Annotated in this window: 17 protein-coding genes; 12 read left to right on the top strand and 5 right to left on the bottom strand. The window is 59.2% G+C overall.

The annotated features are described in order from the left end of the window. The 5 genes from XI03_RS09840 to XI03_RS09815 all read left to right on the top strand — a co-directional run bounded on the left by XI03_RS09840 (position 1) and on the right by XI03_RS09815 (position 3592). Positions 1-213, top strand: coding sequence for a hypothetical protein (locus XI03_RS09840; RefSeq protein ID WP_271591999.1), 213 nt, complete (start codon positions 1-3; stop codon positions 211-213). Between the two features lie 427 nt (positions 214-640). Continuing rightward, complete coding sequence (locus tag XI03_RS09830; RefSeq protein ID WP_271591998.1) at positions 641-1192, top strand: thermonuclease family protein; 552 nt, start codon at positions 641-643, stop codon at positions 1190-1192. Then, the gene (locus XI03_RS09825; RefSeq protein WP_271591997.1) at positions 1189-1986 is read left to right on the top strand and encodes an HNH endonuclease; all 798 of its coding nucleotides are present in this window, start codon (positions 1189-1191) and stop codon (positions 1984-1986) included. The genes XI03_RS09830 and XI03_RS09825 overlap by 4 nt, the downstream gene beginning before the upstream one ends. A 5-nt stretch (positions 1987-1991) precedes the next feature. Continuing rightward, a complete protein-coding gene (locus tag XI03_RS09820) occupies positions 1992-2492 on the top strand; it encodes a hypothetical protein (protein ID WP_271591996.1) in 501 nt (166 codons plus the stop codon). Between the two features lie 122 nt (positions 2493-2614). Next, positions 2615-3592 (top strand): hypothetical protein, encoded by a 978-nt coding sequence (locus tag XI03_RS09815; protein ID WP_271591995.1) that lies wholly within the window; start codon positions 2615-2617, stop codon positions 3590-3592. Between the two features lie 56 nt (positions 3593-3648). Here XI03_RS09815 and XI03_RS09810 read toward each other — a convergent pair whose 3' ends face one another. Both XI03_RS09810 and XI03_RS09805 read right to left on the bottom strand, forming a co-directional pair. Continuing rightward, a complete protein-coding gene (locus XI03_RS09810; RefSeq protein WP_271591994.1) occupies positions 3649-4440 on the bottom strand; it encodes a hypothetical protein in 792 nt (263 codons plus the stop codon). 30 nt (positions 4441-4470) lie between these two features. Next, on the bottom strand, positions 4471-4965 hold the full coding sequence (locus XI03_RS09805) for a DUF6998 domain-containing protein (protein WP_271591993.1): 495 nt from the start codon (positions 4963-4965) through the stop codon (positions 4471-4473). Positions 4966-5135: 170 nt separating this feature from the next. Between XI03_RS09805 and XI03_RS40495 the strand changes: the two genes are divergently transcribed. Together XI03_RS40495 and XI03_RS40490 are read left to right on the top strand one after the other, a co-directional pair. Next, positions 5136-5546: a recombinase family protein gene (locus XI03_RS40495; RefSeq protein WP_442869704.1), complete on the top strand. Its 411-nt coding sequence runs from the start codon at positions 5136-5138 to the stop codon at positions 5544-5546. Next, positions 5525-5713, top strand: a complete 189-nt coding sequence (locus tag XI03_RS40490; RefSeq protein ID WP_442869703.1) for a helix-turn-helix domain-containing protein — start codon at positions 5525-5527, stop codon at positions 5711-5713. Before XI03_RS40495 ends, XI03_RS40490 begins: the two co-directional genes overlap by 22 nt. Positions 5714-5940: 227 nt before the next feature. Here the strand turns inward: XI03_RS40490 and XI03_RS09790 are convergent, their stop codons facing one another. Together XI03_RS09790 and XI03_RS09785 are read right to left on the bottom strand one after the other, a co-directional pair. After that, entirely contained in the window at positions 5941-6996 is a 1056-nt protein-coding gene (locus XI03_RS09790) for a TIR domain-containing protein (protein ID WP_271591992.1), read from the bottom strand. A gap of 13 nt (positions 6997-7009) precedes the next feature. After that, positions 7010-7450: a hypothetical protein gene (locus XI03_RS09785; RefSeq protein WP_271591991.1), complete on the bottom strand. Its 441-nt coding sequence runs from the start codon at positions 7448-7450 to the stop codon at positions 7010-7012. Positions 7451-7881: 431 nt separating this feature from the next. Between XI03_RS09785 and XI03_RS09780 the strand changes: the two genes are divergently transcribed. Then, positions 7882-9084 carry a toll/interleukin-1 receptor domain-containing protein gene (locus tag XI03_RS09780; RefSeq protein WP_271591990.1) on the top strand — a complete coding sequence of 401 codons (1203 nt, stop codon included), beginning with the start codon at positions 7882-7884 and terminating at the stop codon, positions 9082-9084. 57 nt (positions 9085-9141) lie between these two features. Continuing rightward, the gene (locus XI03_RS09775) at positions 9142-10521 is read left to right on the top strand and encodes a hypothetical protein (protein WP_271591989.1); all 1380 of its coding nucleotides are present in this window, start codon (positions 9142-9144) and stop codon (positions 10519-10521) included. A 37-nt stretch (positions 10522-10558) separates the two neighbouring features. On the opposite strand, the gene XI03_RS09770 is transcribed toward XI03_RS09775, so the two are convergent. After that, positions 10559-11095, bottom strand: coding sequence for a hypothetical protein (locus XI03_RS09770; RefSeq protein ID WP_271591988.1), 537 nt, complete (start codon positions 11093-11095; stop codon positions 10559-10561). Between the two features lie 538 nt (positions 11096-11633). On the opposite strand from XI03_RS09770, the gene XI03_RS09765 reads away from it, so the two are divergent. The 3 genes from XI03_RS09765 to XI03_RS09755 all read left to right on the top strand — a co-directional run bounded on the left by XI03_RS09765 (position 11634) and on the right by XI03_RS09755 (position 18172). Beyond that, a complete protein-coding gene (locus XI03_RS09765) occupies positions 11634-13331 on the top strand; it encodes a UvrD-helicase domain-containing protein (protein WP_271591987.1) in 1698 nt (565 codons plus the stop codon). Between the two features lie 390 nt (positions 13332-13721). Then, the gene (locus XI03_RS09760; RefSeq protein WP_271591986.1) at positions 13722-15131 is read left to right on the top strand and encodes a DUF2130 domain-containing protein; all 1410 of its coding nucleotides are present in this window, start codon (positions 13722-13724) and stop codon (positions 15129-15131) included. Positions 15132-15484: 353 nt separating this feature from the next. Further along, positions 15485-18172 carry an AAA family ATPase gene (locus tag XI03_RS09755; protein ID WP_271591985.1) on the top strand — a complete coding sequence of 896 codons (2688 nt, stop codon included), beginning with the start codon at positions 15485-15487 and terminating at the stop codon, positions 18170-18172. The last annotated feature ends 21 nt before the right edge of the window (positions 18173-18193 follow it).

Raw genomic sequence — 18193 nt, 5'->3', positions numbered from 1 at the left:
GTGAACGGCGTCAGCATCACCGGCAGCGGCACGACGTCAGACCGTATCGTCAGCGGCAGCATCAACGCGGTTGCCGACTTATCGTCTGGTGCGGTGCGCGTGAGCGGCACGCTGGCGCTCAATAACACCGGCAGCGAGCCTTGCGACGCGGCCCACTGGTACACCTTCCGCGCCAACCCCGTCACCCAGCAGATGCAGATGTGCCGGCCCTAGCGTTCTACAGTTGGATGCACCCATTTGTACGGTGTGATGCTTTGGGCTTCGGTCAGCTTGATCATGTGGACCGGTGGCGCGTAACGGCCCCTGCGGCAGGAGCGGCACTTAAGGGACGCTTCGAGCTTCCAGATTGGCGTGTCGCGCGGTCGGCGGATCGCGTCAAGCGGCAGGCTGGCGCGGCTCTTGCAGCGATGGCCCAGCCACCCCATTCCGCCGTTGATGCATTGCGCCGTCGTCGGAGAGGGCTGGGAGGGCCCGCCGTACCCTTCCATCCGCACTGACCAGGCTTGCGCCGATCTGGCCGCCCCAGATAACCTCCCGTGATTTCGTGCCCATGGCAGGCACTACAGCTGGACTTGTGGTGGCCTGCAACGCCACTAGAATTTGCGGTAGGAATCGGTTTCCAGACCCCACAGGTCGGTCAATGAGCAACCTAATTTTGATGACTAACAGCCAGAACCCGATTCGCCGGCTGCTCCGGGTCGCCCAGAATATAGCTTGTCTCGCACTCCTCACTGCCGCGGCATGCGGGCTGTTGTTTCCTGGCATTCATGCGGCGCCGATCGACGCCAACTCTATTCTGGTGGTGGATGGCGATACCATCCGCGTTGGGCCGCATCGCTATCGCCTGGTGGGTTACGATACCCCGGAAATCAAGACACCCCGGCGCAAGGTGTCACCAGATGAGCGGGCGTTGGCGACCGTCGCAAAGGAGCGGTTTGGCGAGCTGCTTCGAAGTGGGGCGTTGGACCTGACCGAGGTCGCGTGCTCCTGTCCTGCCAGCACCATCGGCACCGAAAAATGCAACGGTGGCCGGAATTGCGGCATCCTGCTGCTCAACGGCAAGAACATCGGCGAGACGCTGATCGCAGAGGAATTGGCCGTCCCATTCGTATGCGGGGAAACCGAATGCCCGGCGATGCCGAACTGGCCGAAGATCATTGAATCGCAATTCCCTTCGTGGAGCCCGCAATGACCGCGCAGTACGACGAAGCCAAGAGGCTCCTTCCGATTATCGCCACAGCCGCCAGAGCCGGCCAGCACCTGACCTACCAGATCGCCGCCGAAAAGCTGGGACGCCCCAAGAACAACGCCCGCACGGTCGCACAGGTCTGTGATTTGCTCGATGCCGCGGCTGCGCTCGCGGACGTGCCGCTTCTGGCGCTGACTACGGTGCTTACCGTCGGCCTGCGCGTCAATCCCGCAGCTTGGGCGGATACCGAGCCGGAGATACGCAACGCGATTATTAATCGCTCGAAGGCCCATAAGTTCACGAACGCCGAGATCAAAGCCATTGATGCAGCCCTTGACCGGTTGAAGGGCTACAGCAACCGCACTGCCTGGCCTTATCTGGCAACGCTAATGCCATCGGGGGAGCGGCGGCTGCGTCTGGCTGGCGTGGGCACGGCCGCCTATTCAGACGCGATCGACGACCTGGGGACCGATAGCCCTGGCGTGACGACATTTGTTGGCAAGCGGTACGCCCGGGACCCGCAGGTACGGGCGGCCGTCATTCGGCGTGCTGGCGGCAGATGCGAGTACTGCGGCGAGTTGGGCTTCGAATGCGCTAATGGCTCGCGGTATCTGGAGTGTCACCACATACTTGCCCTGGCGGATGACGGCGCCGACCGCATGACCAACGTCATTGCCATCTGCCCCGGTGAACACCGGGAGGTCCATTTCGGCAAGCGACGATCCGTCATCGAGACGGAGATGATCGCGAAGGTTAAAGCCGCTGAAGCGCTCCGCGCGACCAGGCCCGCTGGTTAGCTGCCATGATCGAAGACGCCGATCTTTCACTGAGAGAACGTACGCTTTACGAGAAATTGCACGCCTCACATGGCGACATAACCATAGCTAGCTTGTGCGCCCAATACATCCTCAAGAAGGGGTGGCATACCCTTTCATTCCTGCGTCGAGGAAGCATTCCCATTCAGCAGACCGCATTCACCACGACGATGATTGTTGCTTATGCCCGCCCATTTGCCGGAGGGCGGGGAAAGAGCATCAATTTTCCTGAGAGGTTGCTGCAGTACGACGATAAGGAAACCGCTTTCCATGAACGGCTGCTCAAGCTGAGAAATCAGGAGTACGCTCACACGGATGCCTCAACGATTTCGGTGCGGCCGCTCAAAGGTAACCTTATCACCAGCATCCAGTCGCTGCGGGATCTTTGCTTCTCTCCGGCCGAGTTAAGGCTGTTCCTTGCGATGACATCGGGCCTGTCGCGTCGCATTCAGTTGCGACTTGAGGAAATACGGCTCAGCGGGAGCTAAAGGGAGCGTCGCAATGAGGACTCCAGCCTAACTGAGCGTTGCAGAACTCAAAATAAGCCCGCCACTTCGCTGGCGAGCAAATTACAGGATGGTCCCGAAGCTGGGAGAGGCAGACATCTAGGATGACGCCGCGACTGCAAGTGTCGATAGAAGCTCTAGAAGCAAGATCCCCTTTTTCCGGATTGCGAGAGCGCGATATAGATCTGTTACTCTGTGCCGAGCTGCATGCCTGCGGCGGCTTCGCTAATCTCCTTGCGCGCCGCGCGGGGTATCCCGGCTCGGTGTTCTCGGGCGCATGGGTATCGCATACCGAGAACGATGGCGAGAGTGATCTTGTTGTGGCGTTCGAGGCAGAAGGCGGATTAGTCCTGGCGCTCGTTGAGAACAAGATCGCCGCGCAGTTTCAGCCCGAGCAGGGACTGCGCTACGTCGCGCGAGCGCAACGATGGTCCGCCACGGAAGGCATATCGCGCGTCGTTACGGTGTTGATCGCCCCGGATGGGTACATGTCAAGGACTGGCGCGGAGGCCTTTGAGGTTCGGATTCCTTATGAAGAGCTGTCTGCAGCGCTTCGGGGAGAAAATGATGCCAGGTCGATATTCCTGGCGGAAGCCTTGGAGGCCGGCGTTGAAGCGCTACGTCGTGGCTACGTCATGACGCCGGATGATGCCGTGTCGGGGATGTGGCAGGCGTGCTGGGAAATATCTCGCCAAGTCGCGCCGAAACTCAATTTCAACCGACCCGGCCTGAAGCCGCGCTTATCCACCTGGTTTCATTTTAGAGATGCGGAAGGCCTTTCCGATTTGGATTGGTCACGTGTCGTTGTGGTTTACAAAGCCGAACGCGGCCAAGCAGACTTACAGTTTGGCGCCACTTCCGTCGCCCAGCTTTCGCAGCGGTCTGAGGGCATCTTGCAGCCTTCTATGAAGGTAGAACCGGCTGCCAAGTCCTCGAGTATTCGGATCATAGTACCCATCGTGGACTTTGCTCGGGCCCCCGAGGACCAGCATCAGGCGATCATTGAGGGCCTTACTTCATGCGAAGTGCTCCGGTCCTTTTTTGTGATGCATCGGGAGAAGCTGCTGTCCTGCGATGAATGAGGCTACGCGATCCAGCTCGTGACTTGCGCTTTTACAAGCTGGATGTTCAACCGGCTCTACTCGGCGATGGGGCGCTCGCTCGGGAGTAGATCGACGGCCGCGAGCCAGCTCTCGAAGATCGTGGGCGTTAGTGTGTGGGCCCGAATGAGAATGTCGGCCGCCCCGATAGACGTTTGCAGGTTTTTAAACCGTCCCGAACTCGGACCACCTTCGAAGATTATCCCCACCGGAATCAGCTTGTTCTCGGCAGGCGAGATGAAAACCGGTCCTCCGCTCATGCCGCTGAAGAAAAGACCATGGGCTTCGTCCACGACGGAAGAGAGCGTAAACGTTGGGAGTTGTGGCCCGATCGACGAAGCCAGCTCAGCGACGGCGAAATTCATGGGCGTCGCGACTTTGTCCGCCAGGCTGTACTTGTGCTCGTTTAGATAACCGGCAGCTGCCAATGTGCCTTCTGTCGACCATTCAGGAGTTTCCCATGCATCGAGATCGATGGCAGCCTTCCCCTTGCGGCTCTGCATGAGTTCAAAGTGAAAACCCGTCATCGGCGCTATTGCGATGTCGTAGTTCTCCGGAGAACGGAAATTATGCCGATAGACTCTGTCCGGATGCATACTGGCGATGTTCAGTATGAGCTGGCCGGCCATTAGGGCCGGCACGAAATCGCCCTTTGCCGCCTCGGCAACATGGCGGCACGTGCAGATGAAGTGATGGTCCTTGAATTTGATGAAAGTGGCGGTGCCATTCTCAAGCGTCTCGTCGTGACCAGTCGCAAGAAAGCGGTGCTGAATCCATAGAGGGTCACAGCTGGCGCGCGCGATTTTCAACATCGGGTCGGTTGGTGTCATTGTCTAGTCCCGACAAGCCAGCAGCGGTGATTAGATTGGCTCCTCCGTGCCAAGGGGCTCAGTCGCTGCGGGCAGAGGCTCGTTCAGGACGTATCCGGCTTTAGCAATCTTTTGCAACGCGGAGATCGCCACCATATGCTTATTGTCGCGCGCGGAGTAGCGCGCCGCGTTCCTAACCAGCCCAAAGTCACCGTAGTAAATTTCCGTCCAGTCGCCGGTTAAGTCGATTTTCAAGCAAAGCAGCATATCCGCTTCGCCACGAAAGCCGATTTGGGATGCCGCGAAGTTAGCCTTCACCTGCACTTTTTTGCCGTCCGGCGTTACGGCGTCGTAACCGTTCGCGCCACGCGAGGCTTGCCGAAGCCCATATACCTCGGTTGCAATAAACTCACCGTAGTCGCCCAGCAAATTGCCTAGACCAGCCCATTTGAATTGAGGCGCAAGCGACTTCAGAGTCCGCTGCGACGCAAAGAGCGAGGCCAACACGCCCCTCATGGCTTCGATTCGCTGTTCTTTGCTGATCATGTTCGAACTATGCGTGTCTTCGGAGCGATTTCAAGCGTGCTTTTGGGGGGCACCCAGATGCCACACTGCTTAGCCTCAAAGAACATGTGTCACTAGAGTCGATTTCGGAATTTCGTAACAGACAAGTCATCGAGTCTCAGACTTCCTGCCACAGAATGAAAGTATAGGAGTTGACGGGACAGGTTGTCGGTTACGTACGGGTCAGCACACTCGGCATACAACTTCACCGCACCTTCACCGACTACGCCTCGGGTAAGGATACCGACCGGCCAGAGCTGGCGCAGATGGTGGCCTATGTGCGGGAAGGGGACACCGTCGTGGTCAATTCAATGGACCGTCTGGCCCGCAAGTTCGAAGATCTCCGCCGTCTGGTCCGGGAGCTGACCGGGAAGGGCGTCCGAATTCAATTTTTGAAAGCGGGCCTTACGTTCACGGCTGAGGCGTCGCCGATGTCGCAGCTGCTGCTCAACGTCATGGCTCGTTTGCTGAGTTCGAGCGGGCGCCGATCCGCGAGCGGCAGCGGGAAGGTATCACCGTCGCGAAATCCAAAGGTTTCTACATGGGCCGTCGGCGCGTGTTGACGTCGGCCCAGGTCGAAGAACTGCTCGCGCGGGTCAAGGCGGATGAGAAGAAAGCCGCGCTGGCGCGGCAGTTCGGAGTCAGCCGCGAGACCGTCCACCGCCATTTGCGCGCTGCCAAGACAGCCACGTCGGCCGTCCAATCACAACAAGAGGAGGAAATCGCATGACAGCGATCATGCTCACCCGCATCGACAATCACCGCAATATGGCGCGGTTCTACAAGCTGGATATCCAACTGACGTTGTTCGGCGAGTGCTCGCTGGTCAGGGAAATGGGGGCGCATCGGTCGCGGTGGCACACTGAGAACCGAATTGCACGCGACCCGTGGGCTCGCCGACAGGGCGCTGATCGCGCACTGGGCCAGGAAACGCAGGCGCGGTTATCGCTAGGGCGCCTACCGGCCGGCGCGCAGAGCCGCCGTATCGATCCAGGCACCGATGTTCTTGTGGCCTTCCTCGGCAACGTAATCGTAGATGGCTGTGACATCGGAAAGCGGCACCACGAAACCTACCTTCGGCGGGTTGGCTTGCATGTATTTCGGCAGCGGCACGGGCGAGCTGTACTTGCTGTACTTCTCCCACTGCCAACCCCAGGTCAACTGTCCGTTCTGCACGACCTGACGCCACACGCGCTCGTAAAGGTAATAGAGGCCCTGCTTCGGGGAGCCGACGGCCATGAAGTCGAGCGGGTTTTCTCCGTGCATATCGGGAGCTTGACGCTGATGGTGCCGCAGCCTGTTGAGGTGAACCGCCAGCAGGCCCTTCTTGTCGATGACGGACCGGGCGATTTCGTACCTCACCCACGGCCGCTCCCAGGTTTCGGTACCGACCAGCACGCAGACGACAGAGGCGTGGGTCATGCCTCCGCGAATCAGGCTCTTGAGGCCTTCCGGATTCTTGCGCTGCACGGATTCCCATAGGCTGCGGTCGAAGAACTGGCGCTTGTCCTCGCGGCCGGGGCAGTTGATCTTCCAGGACTGGCGCACGTTGTTGACGCGCCAGATGTCTGCATAGTGGAACGAGAAGAAGCCCTTCCGCTTCACCGTGGCCGGCGCGTACATCGGCGCCGGCCTTGCAGGCGCCACAGGCGGTGCAACGAGGCCGGCGAGCCGAGACAGGGGGCGGCCAGGCGCCACGGGTGGGGCGACCGGGGCAGGCGTGAGAAAAGGCGCGAACAGATTCTGCGTGGTCGATGGCGGCGCCGGCCCGAAGGCGTCGAGCAGGCCCGATACCGCATTGATGGAAGGTGGCGAAAACAGCCCAGAAAAGGGCTTCGGTAAAGACGAAGAGGGCTGTCCGATTAGGCCGAGCAATCCCGCCAGGGCGTTTTGCGCTGGCGGTGCCGGGGCAGGCGTAGGGACGAACAGTGAGCCGAATTCAGCGTTCCGCAGGGCCGAGCCGAACGGCGATTCCGTGGTTGGCGGCGTGGACTTGCCGAGCAGCGCATTCACCAGTGCATTCCTGTCATAGGAGCTTGTCATAGACCTGCCTTGCAATGACCACGGCTAAGACCGCCACAACGACCAGCGGCAGATAGAATCCCGCGACCGACCAGCTGAAGAAGGCAGGCCAATATGGCGATTCCGGGTTCTCCTTGTTGCCCACGTTGAAGGTCGGCGGGCCGTCCCACCCTTCTGCGGCGACCGCTTCGAATCGCTTCCGGAATCGGCGCTCGACCTGGAGATAGCGCGCATCCAGGAAGGCAAAGGCCAGGATCGGCACCAGCGTCAGCAAGGCGACGATGGGGCGCTGCAAGGTGATGGCGAAGCCGGCGATGGCGACCGAGATGGTGACGCAGTAATTCTTCAGGGTCGCGCACTGCGCCGCCATGCGGGTCACGACCCCCTGGAGCATCTCCAGCTGCTTCAACCTCAGATCGGCGATCTTTTCGGGCGACAAAGGCATGACGGCAGGTTAGAACGGATTGAGAACATCAACAAGGCGGTTCCCGGCGCTATCCCTCAGAATTTCAACTAGAAAGGGCTCCGGCTCGAGCATTTTCGCGCCTTACGAAACCGTGTCGCCTATTACGAGCCGATCCTGGGGCTGCCGCTGGCCCAGCGATACGCCGACATCATTACCTTGACCGGTTGGCTCTCTCCCAGCGCCGCGGCCTGGGCCATCGCAGCGTCGAAGTGGAACGCGTTATATCCAGGCGTCCCAATTCTCATTGTCGACCCGGCCACGAAGCAGTCGCCGGTTTCCAACGGCGTGCTGCAATTCCTGCCGGTGATATGATCCGTCAATCCCCAGATGACCAAAGGCAAAAAGGGACTATCGCGGTGAACTCTTCCGCTGTTTGATGAAACGGCGATTCTTCGCAAAGAGGTTTGCCCGTGATTAAATTTTCAATGGGGGGCAAAGCGCTAGATCCCCGCGATCTCAAGGATGCCGTGATGGCATCGGTGCTGGAGGGCGTTCGCGAGCAAATACGCGATAAGCTCGGCAACATTCGCGATCCGGACACTGGGGAATTCCCGACCATCGTCATTCGTGGCGACAGCTTCGATGATCTTAAAATTCAGGTTGAGGGCTCTCCCGCGCTTGTTGCGCTGGTGAACGAAAGGCTTGGGGGAGAGACGATGGGTGAACCCGAAGGAGCCACAAACCCAAATCCGCGTGTATTCCTGAGTTACACATCCGACGACGAGGAAATCGCGCGTCGTGTCGCTGAGGCGCTGGAACGTGCTGGCATCGAGGTATGGTGGGACAAGTGGTGTATCGCAGCTGGTGACAGCCTTCGCCGAAAAATCGACGAGGGGATCGGCGGTTGCAAGCATTTCCTGGTTTTGCTGACGCCACGCTCGATCAATAAGCCATGGGTCAATCAGGAAATGGACGCCGGCTTGGTCCGCAAGCTCAACGACCAATGCCGTTTCCTTCCGATCCGGCACGAACTGCCAGCATCCGAACTGCCACCCCTGTTGTCGGGCATCGCATCGGCCTCTATTGCGGCAGATACTGACATCCACCAATTAATCAACGACATTTACGGGGTGACACGAAGGCCGCCACGCGGTCCGGCGCTTGCGACCGTGCAATCCGGTCAAGCAGTCAAGACGGGCTACTCGCCTGCCGCCAACGCGATTGCCCGCTACTTCGTCGAGGGCACCCAAGACGCCTTGTTCGGCGACCCGATGCTCGATGTCGATGAACTTGCCAAGGCTGTCGGCCTAAGCGTCGAGGACACGGAAGATGCCATTCATGAGCTCTCGGGCTTCCTCCGACTTTCGAACGATCACGTTTTGGTAGAAGGGGCCCTGTTTGCGGAGTTCGACCGTTACTGGATGCCATGGAATACAGCCGATGATGCACTTCGGCTGGCGGCCGACATTATGAGCGATCCTAAGTTTCCTGATCCCAGCGAAGAAATCGCAAAGCTGTACCAGTGGCAGCCGCGACGCTTAAACTCGACCGCCTATTATCTTTTGGAGAGGTCTCTCATCGTCGACTACCAAGGCATCGGCACCGCGCCGTGGGCCGTTTTCAGAATTGTCGGCAACCAAAATATGAGGCGTTTTGTGAAGAGCCGCTCGTAGCCTACGCTTCGGTACACTCTCACGCGAGGAGGGGAGCAGTCAGCGATTGGAATCCAGATGAGTGATGACGGCACTGCGCCGCGCCTTCAAGTTCAAGCGCCACTAGACTCCGGATTTGAAATTGCCCCTGAGGCGGATAGCGTAAACCTTGGTGAAGCCGAAGTTCAGCTGCTGGCCGGCTCTGAAGCGGTCCAAGGTAGAGGCCGGGCTGCGCTGCAGTTACAGCCCAAGCTCACCCTTATGGTTCGCGCAGAGTTTCTGCAGTCCGCGCTCACGGCTTTTGCTGCATTCGATAGGCCGGACCATGTTGAATTTCGGTTTGGCGACGGCTTTCAAAGCACCAAGGCAATTGCCGCGTCTCTCGCCTTCAATGCGGATGAGAGTTCGTCCACAGTGCTCGCCGAGCTAATCCCGAATCCGCAGAGGATGCGGCGAGGTCAGCCAAACGAGTTGATCTCGCGACTGGTCTTTCATGTCGCCAACTTTCCGAACTTCTTGGGCACCGCTGGTCCTTCAGGAGACTTTATTCTTCCTACGTCTGCAGGCGGTCGGAAGCGGATGGCCAATGCCGTTCTTACCGACCCGCCTTGGACTATCCAGCTGCAGTCAATGATGGAAACCGACAAGACGGTCGAAAAGCTTAGTAGAAGCGGTGGCTACGGAATAACCCACATCGCCCAATTGACGCGCGCAGATGGCCAAACCTTTGCGGCCGACGATGCTGAGAACATGCTGCAGAGGGTCTATCTCTTCCTCTCTTTCGCGCGAGGGGCTTGGGCACCCGTCGTTCTCAATGTGGGATTCGATACGACAGGCAACCGTGTCTACGAAAACTGGGGTGTGCGGATCGGTACGCCTTGGGAATCCTGCCGCGGCTGGTTTGATCGCAACCGAGGGCAAGCCCTGGGCGCTGTCTATCCCGGTTTCTGCGCTCTATTGCGTGAGCCTACGATGGGGCGGGCAGTAAATCGCACGGTCTATTGGTACTTGCGGAGCAATCGAGGCGGAGATGGATCGGGCATCGATAGCGGGATCATCCTCAGCCAGGCCGCACTAGAACTATTGGCATCGGCCTATCTGGAGGCACAGAACATCAAGATGCCTGCCCGGAGCAGGGCGGCCGACCAACTGCGGGAGGTGCTGAGCCGGCTCGGCATTCCTGTTGCGATTCCGGATGCGTTGGCCGGCTTGCAGGAAGGGCAGCGGCAAAATTGCTGGCAGGACGGGCCCGAGGCGATCACCCGCATCCGGAATGAGCTTGTGCATCCTAAGCGGAAGCTGCCGATCAAATTGGGAGCCGTCGTTCCGAACGCCTGGAGCCTGGCTCAATGGTATATCGAGCTTCTGATCTTGAGGCTTTCTGGCTATAGCGGCCAGTATTCCAACCGTCTGCAGGCGCGCTGGGTTGGCGAGGTCGAAGATGTTCCATGGGCTTAGCTGATGGAGTGTAAGACCGCGCGGTAGACAGATTGCTTCAGTTCTGACACGCGCGACGAACTTCGCTCCCTATCCGCAGCTGCAGGTCGTCGGGATATCGGCCGTCCTTCTCAAAGGCGATCATGTCGGCGCGCGTGAGCTTGGCCGCAAAATTGGTCGCAAAGCATTCGCACTGACTCGCGGCGCGTGCCGGCAGCTTTCCGTCGAATCCGACGGTCTTGAGGGCTTCCGCTTTGCAGGCCTGTTCGAAGCCGGGGCGGACCACCTCGGTTTTGAAACGTTCCAGCTCGGGCTCTGAAAGCGTTGAGATGCTGAACGTCTTCGTCGATGGAATCGCCGCCTTGTGCCAATCGAAGTTTGCATCCCACACATAGTACACGCCCATCGCTGCAAGGACTAGAAAGCCGAGCTGGCCGATGACGGGGACGCAGGCAAATAGGATCGCTCCGACAAGGGCACCAAGCCAAGACCATCCCCAAAGATGCATTAATGCGATGACGTTCAGCGGCAGCGAGAAGAGCATGAAGGCGCTGATCATCAGGCCGAACGCCGAGCCGAGCAGGCTGGTAATCACACCGAGAATCGCCTCGACGGTACCCCGCCGCTTCGTTGGCGCGGGGTAGCGTGAGGCCTCCTGTGTTGGCACAGGTTGAGGTGCCGGCGCTGGCCGTGGCGTGACGGGCAGCGGTGTCGGCGTGGTGAGACGGGGCTGCTGCGGTGCCGGCGCCGGACGTGGAGCTGGTGCGGGCGCAGGTGGAGAGACAGGGCGGGGAGGCGCCGGTTGTGGGCTTGGAGGTGGGTCCTGCGGGACCTTGGGATAAAGCGGCTCGAAGGGGACCGGCATAGCTGCGGGCGGCGGCGTCCGGGGCCTCGGGGGAGGTGGCGCCTTTTGTGGCGGAGCCGGCTCGTCACAGACATGCTGCTTGTCGCCCTCGAAGGCTACCCACTGACCATGCGGCATCTGCCGCAGGTTGATCCTGCGCCCGCAATGCTTGCACGGTCTGGTGTAGCTGGACATCGCCCCCCTGCTCAGCCGGAAGTACCACCGATGGTAGCAACGCTTCAAGCTTTTGTGATAATATGCGGGGCTGGCTGCAGGGAGGCATATTTAGGTGTCGCGCCAATATGCGAGTTGGTCGATCGCGCAACTCGAAGAAGAATTTGAACGCGCCCAGGACAACGGCGACAGATCGGCGGTAGAGAAAGTCGTCGGCGAACTCGGCTTCCGCACCACCGCGAAGGCCCGTTCGTTGCTCCAGGCTGCAGAGAGATTCCTGGGTCTTACCGAGGAGGCGCGCAACGAGCCTCGGGGCGCGCCGAAACCGCCGCCGAAGGCGAAGGCGGACCCAGCGCCAAACCGGCGTCCCGCCGGGAATCGTAAGCCGTCGCGTAAACCGACAGCTGAGCAGCAGCAAGCCATCGATCAGTTTCAGCGCGGTGGCTCGGTGAAGATCAACGCCTATGCTGGCACCGGCAAGACCTCGACGCTCGAATTCCTCGCGCACAGCACATCGCGGCGCGGGCAATACATCGCGTTTAACCGGAGCATTGTCCGCGATGCCGAGGAAAAATTCCCCAATACGGTGAACTGCGCGACGAGTCACAGCCTCGCCTTCAAGGCGACGTCGTCAGCCTATCGAAACAACTCCGAGAAGATGACAGGGAAGGTCAACGCCAATCAGCTTGCCGAGATGCTGAGCCTGAAACGGTGGAACGTCGACGGGCGGCACGTTCTGCAACCGCGGTCGCAAGGCTATCTCATCCTTGATACTTTGCGGCGCTACATGCAGAGCGCCGATACCGAACTGGCAGCACTTCACGTTCCTCGCCACGGCTCACTGCTGGCCGCCCCAGAAGCCACAATGCGCGCCGTGACGGAGTTCGCCCTTCATGGTGCAAGGTATGTGTGGAGCCGCATGAGCAGCGCATCGGACCCGATGCCGCTCGGCCACGATGGCTATCTGAAACTGTGGGCTCTGAGTAATCCAGCGATTGCCGCCGATTTCATTCTTCTCGATGAGGCGCAGGACACCAATCCGGTCGTCCTTGACGTACTACGGAAGCAGCCGGCCCAAATGATCTACGTGGGGGACAAGTACCAGCAAATCTACGAGTGGCGCGGCGCGATGAATGCGATGGAAAAAATCGCTACTCAGGGGGAGACCTACCTCACCACCTCGTTCCGCTTTGGCCCGGCCATCGCGGAATGGGCCTCGAAGCTCTTGCTTCTTCTCGGCGAGAGACGGCCACTCAAAGGCAATGCAGCAGTCAAGAGCCGGGTCGGGAGCGTTGAGCCGCGGACCATCCTGGCGCGCACTAACGCGACCACCATTGCCGCTATCATCGAGTGCCTGGATGACGGCAAGAAGCCTCATCTTGTCGGCGGCACCGATGAGTTGATGGACATGCTGCGCGGCGTGCAGGATCTGAAGGACGGTAGGCAGAGCACCGTGCCGGACTTTTTCGGCTTCGACAAATGGGCGGAGGTTGTCGAATTCGCCAGAAGCGGCGAGGGCGATCACCTGATGTCGTTTGTGAACCTCGTCGAGGGGCGAGGAGAACGCCAATTGATGTGGGCTCTCAACCGCACCGTCGACGAAGAGCGAAGCGACTTGATTATCTCGACCGCCCACAAGGCGAAAGGCCGCGAGTGGAGTACCGTCCGGCTCATGGATGATTTTCTGCGCAGTCAACCAGGAAAGTCGAGCAACGGTCCTGATCCCGCTGAAGTGCGACTTTTCTACGTTGCCCTGACTCGCGCAAAGGAAGCGGTAGAGGTGCCGCCGGCCATGTTGTCGCAGATCAGATGATTATGCCCTAGCTTACTAGTCTAGCTCCTAGATACCGTCGCTCTCCTGAGGCGGCAGCCACGGAAGCGATCCTCCTTACGAATCACGCAAGGAATGGATAATGGCTGTTCCTTTCCTTAGGTCCGCGGTAGCCCGTTGTTAGGGAACAGCTTTCTCGGGCCCTTCTCGCTGCCCGAGTCCTCCTCATTGGAAAGTCGGGGATTCCCACCTGGATATGCGCCGCGCCGCCGCTTTTGGCTTGACCCTCTCACTCGGAGCGTTCTAACTTTGTTCTCATGACAGTCTGCTGCCCGCCCATAGCCCAGAAAGGACGTTGGCAGCCTTTAGTTCGGTTCGCCAGAATTTTTCCGAATGACATCACTTGCTGCGACGAACTTTCGGACGGGAAAAATGCACGAGATCATCTGTCCACACTGTGACAAGGCCTTCAAGGTCGACGAGTCCGGTTATGCCGAGATTCTAAAGCAGGTCCGTGACGCCGATTTCGCACAGCAACTCCACGAACGGTTGGAATTGGCCGAGCGCGACAAGCAGAGCGCTGTTGAATTGGCCCGGGCCAAGGTAAGTAGCGATCTGCAGAAGACCGCGGCTGCTAAGGACGCCGAAATCCAGGAGTTAAAGTCCAGGCTTCAGGGGAGTGAAGTCGCCCAGAAGCTCGCGGTCACTGAAGCGCTCAGCGCCGTCGAAAAGGAGCGGGACAGGCTCGCGAACGCGCTAGCCGAGGCCGAGCGCGAAAAGAAAGCGGCCTCGGAGCTTGCTGAAGCGCTTTTGGCCAGCGAGCAGCATAAAATCACTGCTGCCAAGGAAAAAGAAATCCAGGAGCTTAAGGCCAAGCTCCAGGCTGTCGAGCTTGAGAAGAAGCTCGCCGTCACGGAAGCGGTCGGGACGCTCGAAAAAGAGCGCGATGAGCTGAAGAACGGCATCAAGCAGGTCCAGCTTGAAAAGCAGCTCTCCGAGCAGTCGCTCAAGGACAAGTACGAAACGCAGATCAAGGATCGTGATGACGCGATCGAGCGCCTTAAGGATATGAAGGCCCGCCTGTCGACCAAGATGGTCGGCGAGACCCTTGAACAGCACTGCGAGACCGAGTTCAATCGGGTGCGTTCGATGGCATTTCCGCGAGCCTATTTCGAAAAGGACAATGACGCGCGGACCGGCAGCAAGGGCGATTACATCTTCCGCGACTTGGACGAGGGCGGCACGGAGATCATCTCGATTATGTTCGAGATGAAGAACGAGAGCGACAAAACCGCGTCGAAAAGCAAGAACGAGGACTTCCTCAAGGAGCTTGACCGGGATCGCACCGAAAAGGGCTGCGAATATGCCATCCTGGTTTCATTGCTTGAACCGGACAATGAACTCTACAATACCGGCATCGTCGATGTCTTCCACCGCTTCCCGAAGATGTATGTCATCCGGCCGCAGTTCTTCCTGCCGATGATCACGCTGTTGCGGAATGCGGCTATCAACTCGCTCAAGTACAAGACCGAGCTGGCGCTCGTGAAGGCGCAGAATATCGACATCACGCAGTTTGAGAGCCAGCTCGAAACGTTCAAGACCGCATTCTCGAAGAACTACGATCTTGCGTCCCGGCACTTCCAGACCGCGATCGCCGAAATCGACAAGTCCATAGATCACCTGCAGAAGACCAAGGACGCATTGATCGGCGCGGACCGCAATCTCAGGCTCGCTAACGACAAGGCACAGGATGTGACGATCAAGAAGCTGACCCGGGGCAATCCGACGATGGCTTCGAAATTTGCGGAGCTTAAGAGCCCGCCAGCGGAAGCGGCTGAATAGGCTCGTTCCTCAGCCAATTTAGGAAGCGGCCAAGTCAGGGGCGTGAAATCGTGCATCGCATTCACAATTTTAAGATTCGTCCCTGGAAGGGGCGGCCTTTACCCGGAATATCACAACCGCAGTTCGGGCGCTGAGAGCAGGTTTATACGCGAATTGCGCTGCAGTCGCCCTAAAGGTCGTAAACCCTGCCTGCTTCCGGTCTGTTTCTAGGGCCGGAATAAACGTGATCCGTCCAGCCCAACCGTTTCCTATCCAGGTGTGGGGTGGTGTCTTGACAACCGAAGTCAAGCGCTCTCCATTGATGCAATCCATGATTTTGCATTTCCCGATATACAATTGCCGCCGGAACGCATATGGCAAGCGATAATGAGTTGTTCGATTGGTGCGCTGCACGTCCGCGCTGGCAACAGGAAGCCATACGGCTCCTTACCACCAAACCGGCCCTCGACGCGGATGAACTCAAACAGCTTGAGGACGCGGTAAGGGCGGAAGCAGGGATTACCGCCGGAAAGCCACCAGCCTGGCCTGCGCTGACGAAAACCCACTTGAAGGCGGGCAATCAATTCGCGCCGGTCACCGTTCTGGGCTCGATCGGGCCGCTGCGCAATATCGACCGGTTGGCTGCGGTGCAGCCGCCACTCAAGTTTGCCATCAACGGCGTGACGCTGATTTACGGTCCGAACGGTTCGGGGAAGAGCGGGTATTGCCGTATTGCCAAGAAGATTTGCCATTGCCTGCACGACGTAACCCTACGGGGTAACGTGTTCGAGCCGGCCTCATGCGATCCCCGGGAGGTGAGCCTCACCTTCCGCGTCGATGGCGACAAAACCCGCAGCGTACTTTGGGATGACCGAAGCGCGGCACCACCGGAACTGGGCCGAATCTCCGTATTCGACAGTGACGCCGCCGGCCTGTACGTCGACGCCGAGCGCAACATCGAGTTTTTGCCCTTCGAGCTCGCTCTCCTGACCAACCTCGCCGAGGTTCTTCGCATCCTGGACGCCCGCTTTAAGGCTGAGGAAACAAACTTGAATAAGGCGCACCAGGCGCCCCTGCCGCTCGGATACGAGAAGCGTACCAAAGTAGCGGCGCTGATTGCGACCCTGAAGGCGGACCAGAACCTTCCGAGCGAACAGGCGATGCGCGCGTTGGCAGCCTGGACTGAAAAGGACGAGTCTGCCTTTCAGGCGCTCACGCTCGAACTGAGCAAAGACCCGGTTCTTCTGTCCAAAGTGAAGGAGGCCACCAAGTCGACCATCGAGACGTTGGTTGCCGATGCAAACACCATCGTCGATGCGATCGGCAATGCCGGGCTTGCGAAATTGAAGGAGGCGCGAGAGAAAGCAGCGGCCACGCGCGAGGCGGCGAAGGCAGCCGCTTCCGCCTTGGCGGAGGGTTCGGCGGTTCCGCAGCTGGGCAATGAGACCTGGCGCCAGATGCTGAGGTACGCGCGCGACTTCGCCACCGAAGCGTACCCGGACCTTCATCCTCCTCAACTGGCTACGGCTGACACCTGTGTGCTCTGCCATCAACCTCTCGATGGGCCGGCCCGCACGCGACTCACCGCTTTTGACGAGTATATCGAGGGCCGAGCTAACGCGGACGCCGAAAAGGCAAAGAAGGAGTTCGCGGATGCCGCGCGCGCAATCCTTGAACTCAAAATCCTCAGCAGTCAGGAGGTCAAGAGCCGCCTCGTCAACTTCGTCGAGGGCTCGCCGCCCCGCCAGGCGTTGGCGGACAAGCTTGAGCGGTTCTACGGCATCTGCCAGGAACGTCACGCTCTGGTTTTAGCAGCCATCAAGACAGTCGAGTACGCGGGTCTTGAGGGTCTCGTGGATCTCGACCGGTCGACCATCGACGAATTGATAGCTGAAGTCACCGCCCTTGCCAACGAAATCAACGGGCTTAAACCAAGGGCGGACGAGACAGCCAAGCGACTGAAGCGTCAGCAAGAGTTCGACGAGCCGGAAGCGCGGAAGAAGTTCGCGGCCGACATCGAGACCTTCGTGGCGCGGCGGAATTCGCTCGCTCTGCTCCTGAAGACCAAGGCGTGCGTCTCCGCCTGTTCTGTCGCCGGGATTACCTCACATATCACCCGCATCAGAAGGAAGGTTCTGACCGCTTCCTTGCAAACCAGCCTCGAAGACGAGATCAAAGCCCTCGACCTCCAGCATCTACCGCTGAAACTTGCCGACCGGGGCGAGGTGGGCAAAAGCAAGGTGCATATCGGACTGGAGGCCCAGCAGAAGGTCGGGAAGAACAGTGACATCCTGAGCGAAGGAGAGAAACGGGCGCTCGCCCTGGCAGGCTTCCTTGCGGAATTGAAGGAGGTCGGCGCCAGGCATGGAATCGTGGTCGATGATCCGGTATCGTCGCTGGATCATGCCCGAATGGAGGCCGTGGCGAAACGCCTAGTCAAAGAGGCTGCCGCCGGACGGCAGGTCATTATCTTCACGCACAATCTCTTCTTTCACCATGCCGTTTTCGAAGCCGCGCGGGACATGAAGGTGCCTCTGCGAGAGGAATGGATCGCCAAGCACGCCGATGGACGATTCGGCATCATCGACGCCGGTCAGGAGCCCTGGATTTCCATGGGTGTCACGAAGCGAATCTCAATCATCGACGGCTTGCTGCAAAAGAAGAAGCCGACCTATTCGGAAACCGATGAGACCGAGCGCTCGTTTGTCACGGATGTGTACAGCAAGATGCGCGAAACCTGGGAGCACGCCATCGAAGAGATTCTTTTCGCGGGCGTTGTCGGCCGTTTCCGGCCCAATGTCGCGACCCTCAAATTGAGGGCCGCCCGCGTCGAGCAAGCGGACTACGAGGCGGTGCACGCCGGCATGACGCGGTGTTCGAAGTATTCCGGCCACGACCAATCAGCGGGGGTGCCGGGTGATCTTCCGAAATTTACGGAAATTAAAGCCGACCTCGACAAGCTCAGCGCCTTTGTCACGGCCGCGAATACTCGTCGGAAAACACTTGAAAAAGAAGGTCAACTCTATGAGGCGGGGCCTGTGGCGGCTGAGGTCCTCGACTAGGCGTCAGAAAGCGGACTCTAC

The sequence above is a fragment of the Bradyrhizobium sp. CCBAU 65884 genome (genome assembly GCF_028128835.1).
Lineage (GTDB): Bacteria > Pseudomonadota > Alphaproteobacteria > Rhizobiales > Xanthobacteraceae > Bradyrhizobium > Bradyrhizobium ottawaense.
Note: the sequence above shows the minus strand (reverse complement) of the source record. Positions and strands in the feature narration are given on the sequence as shown.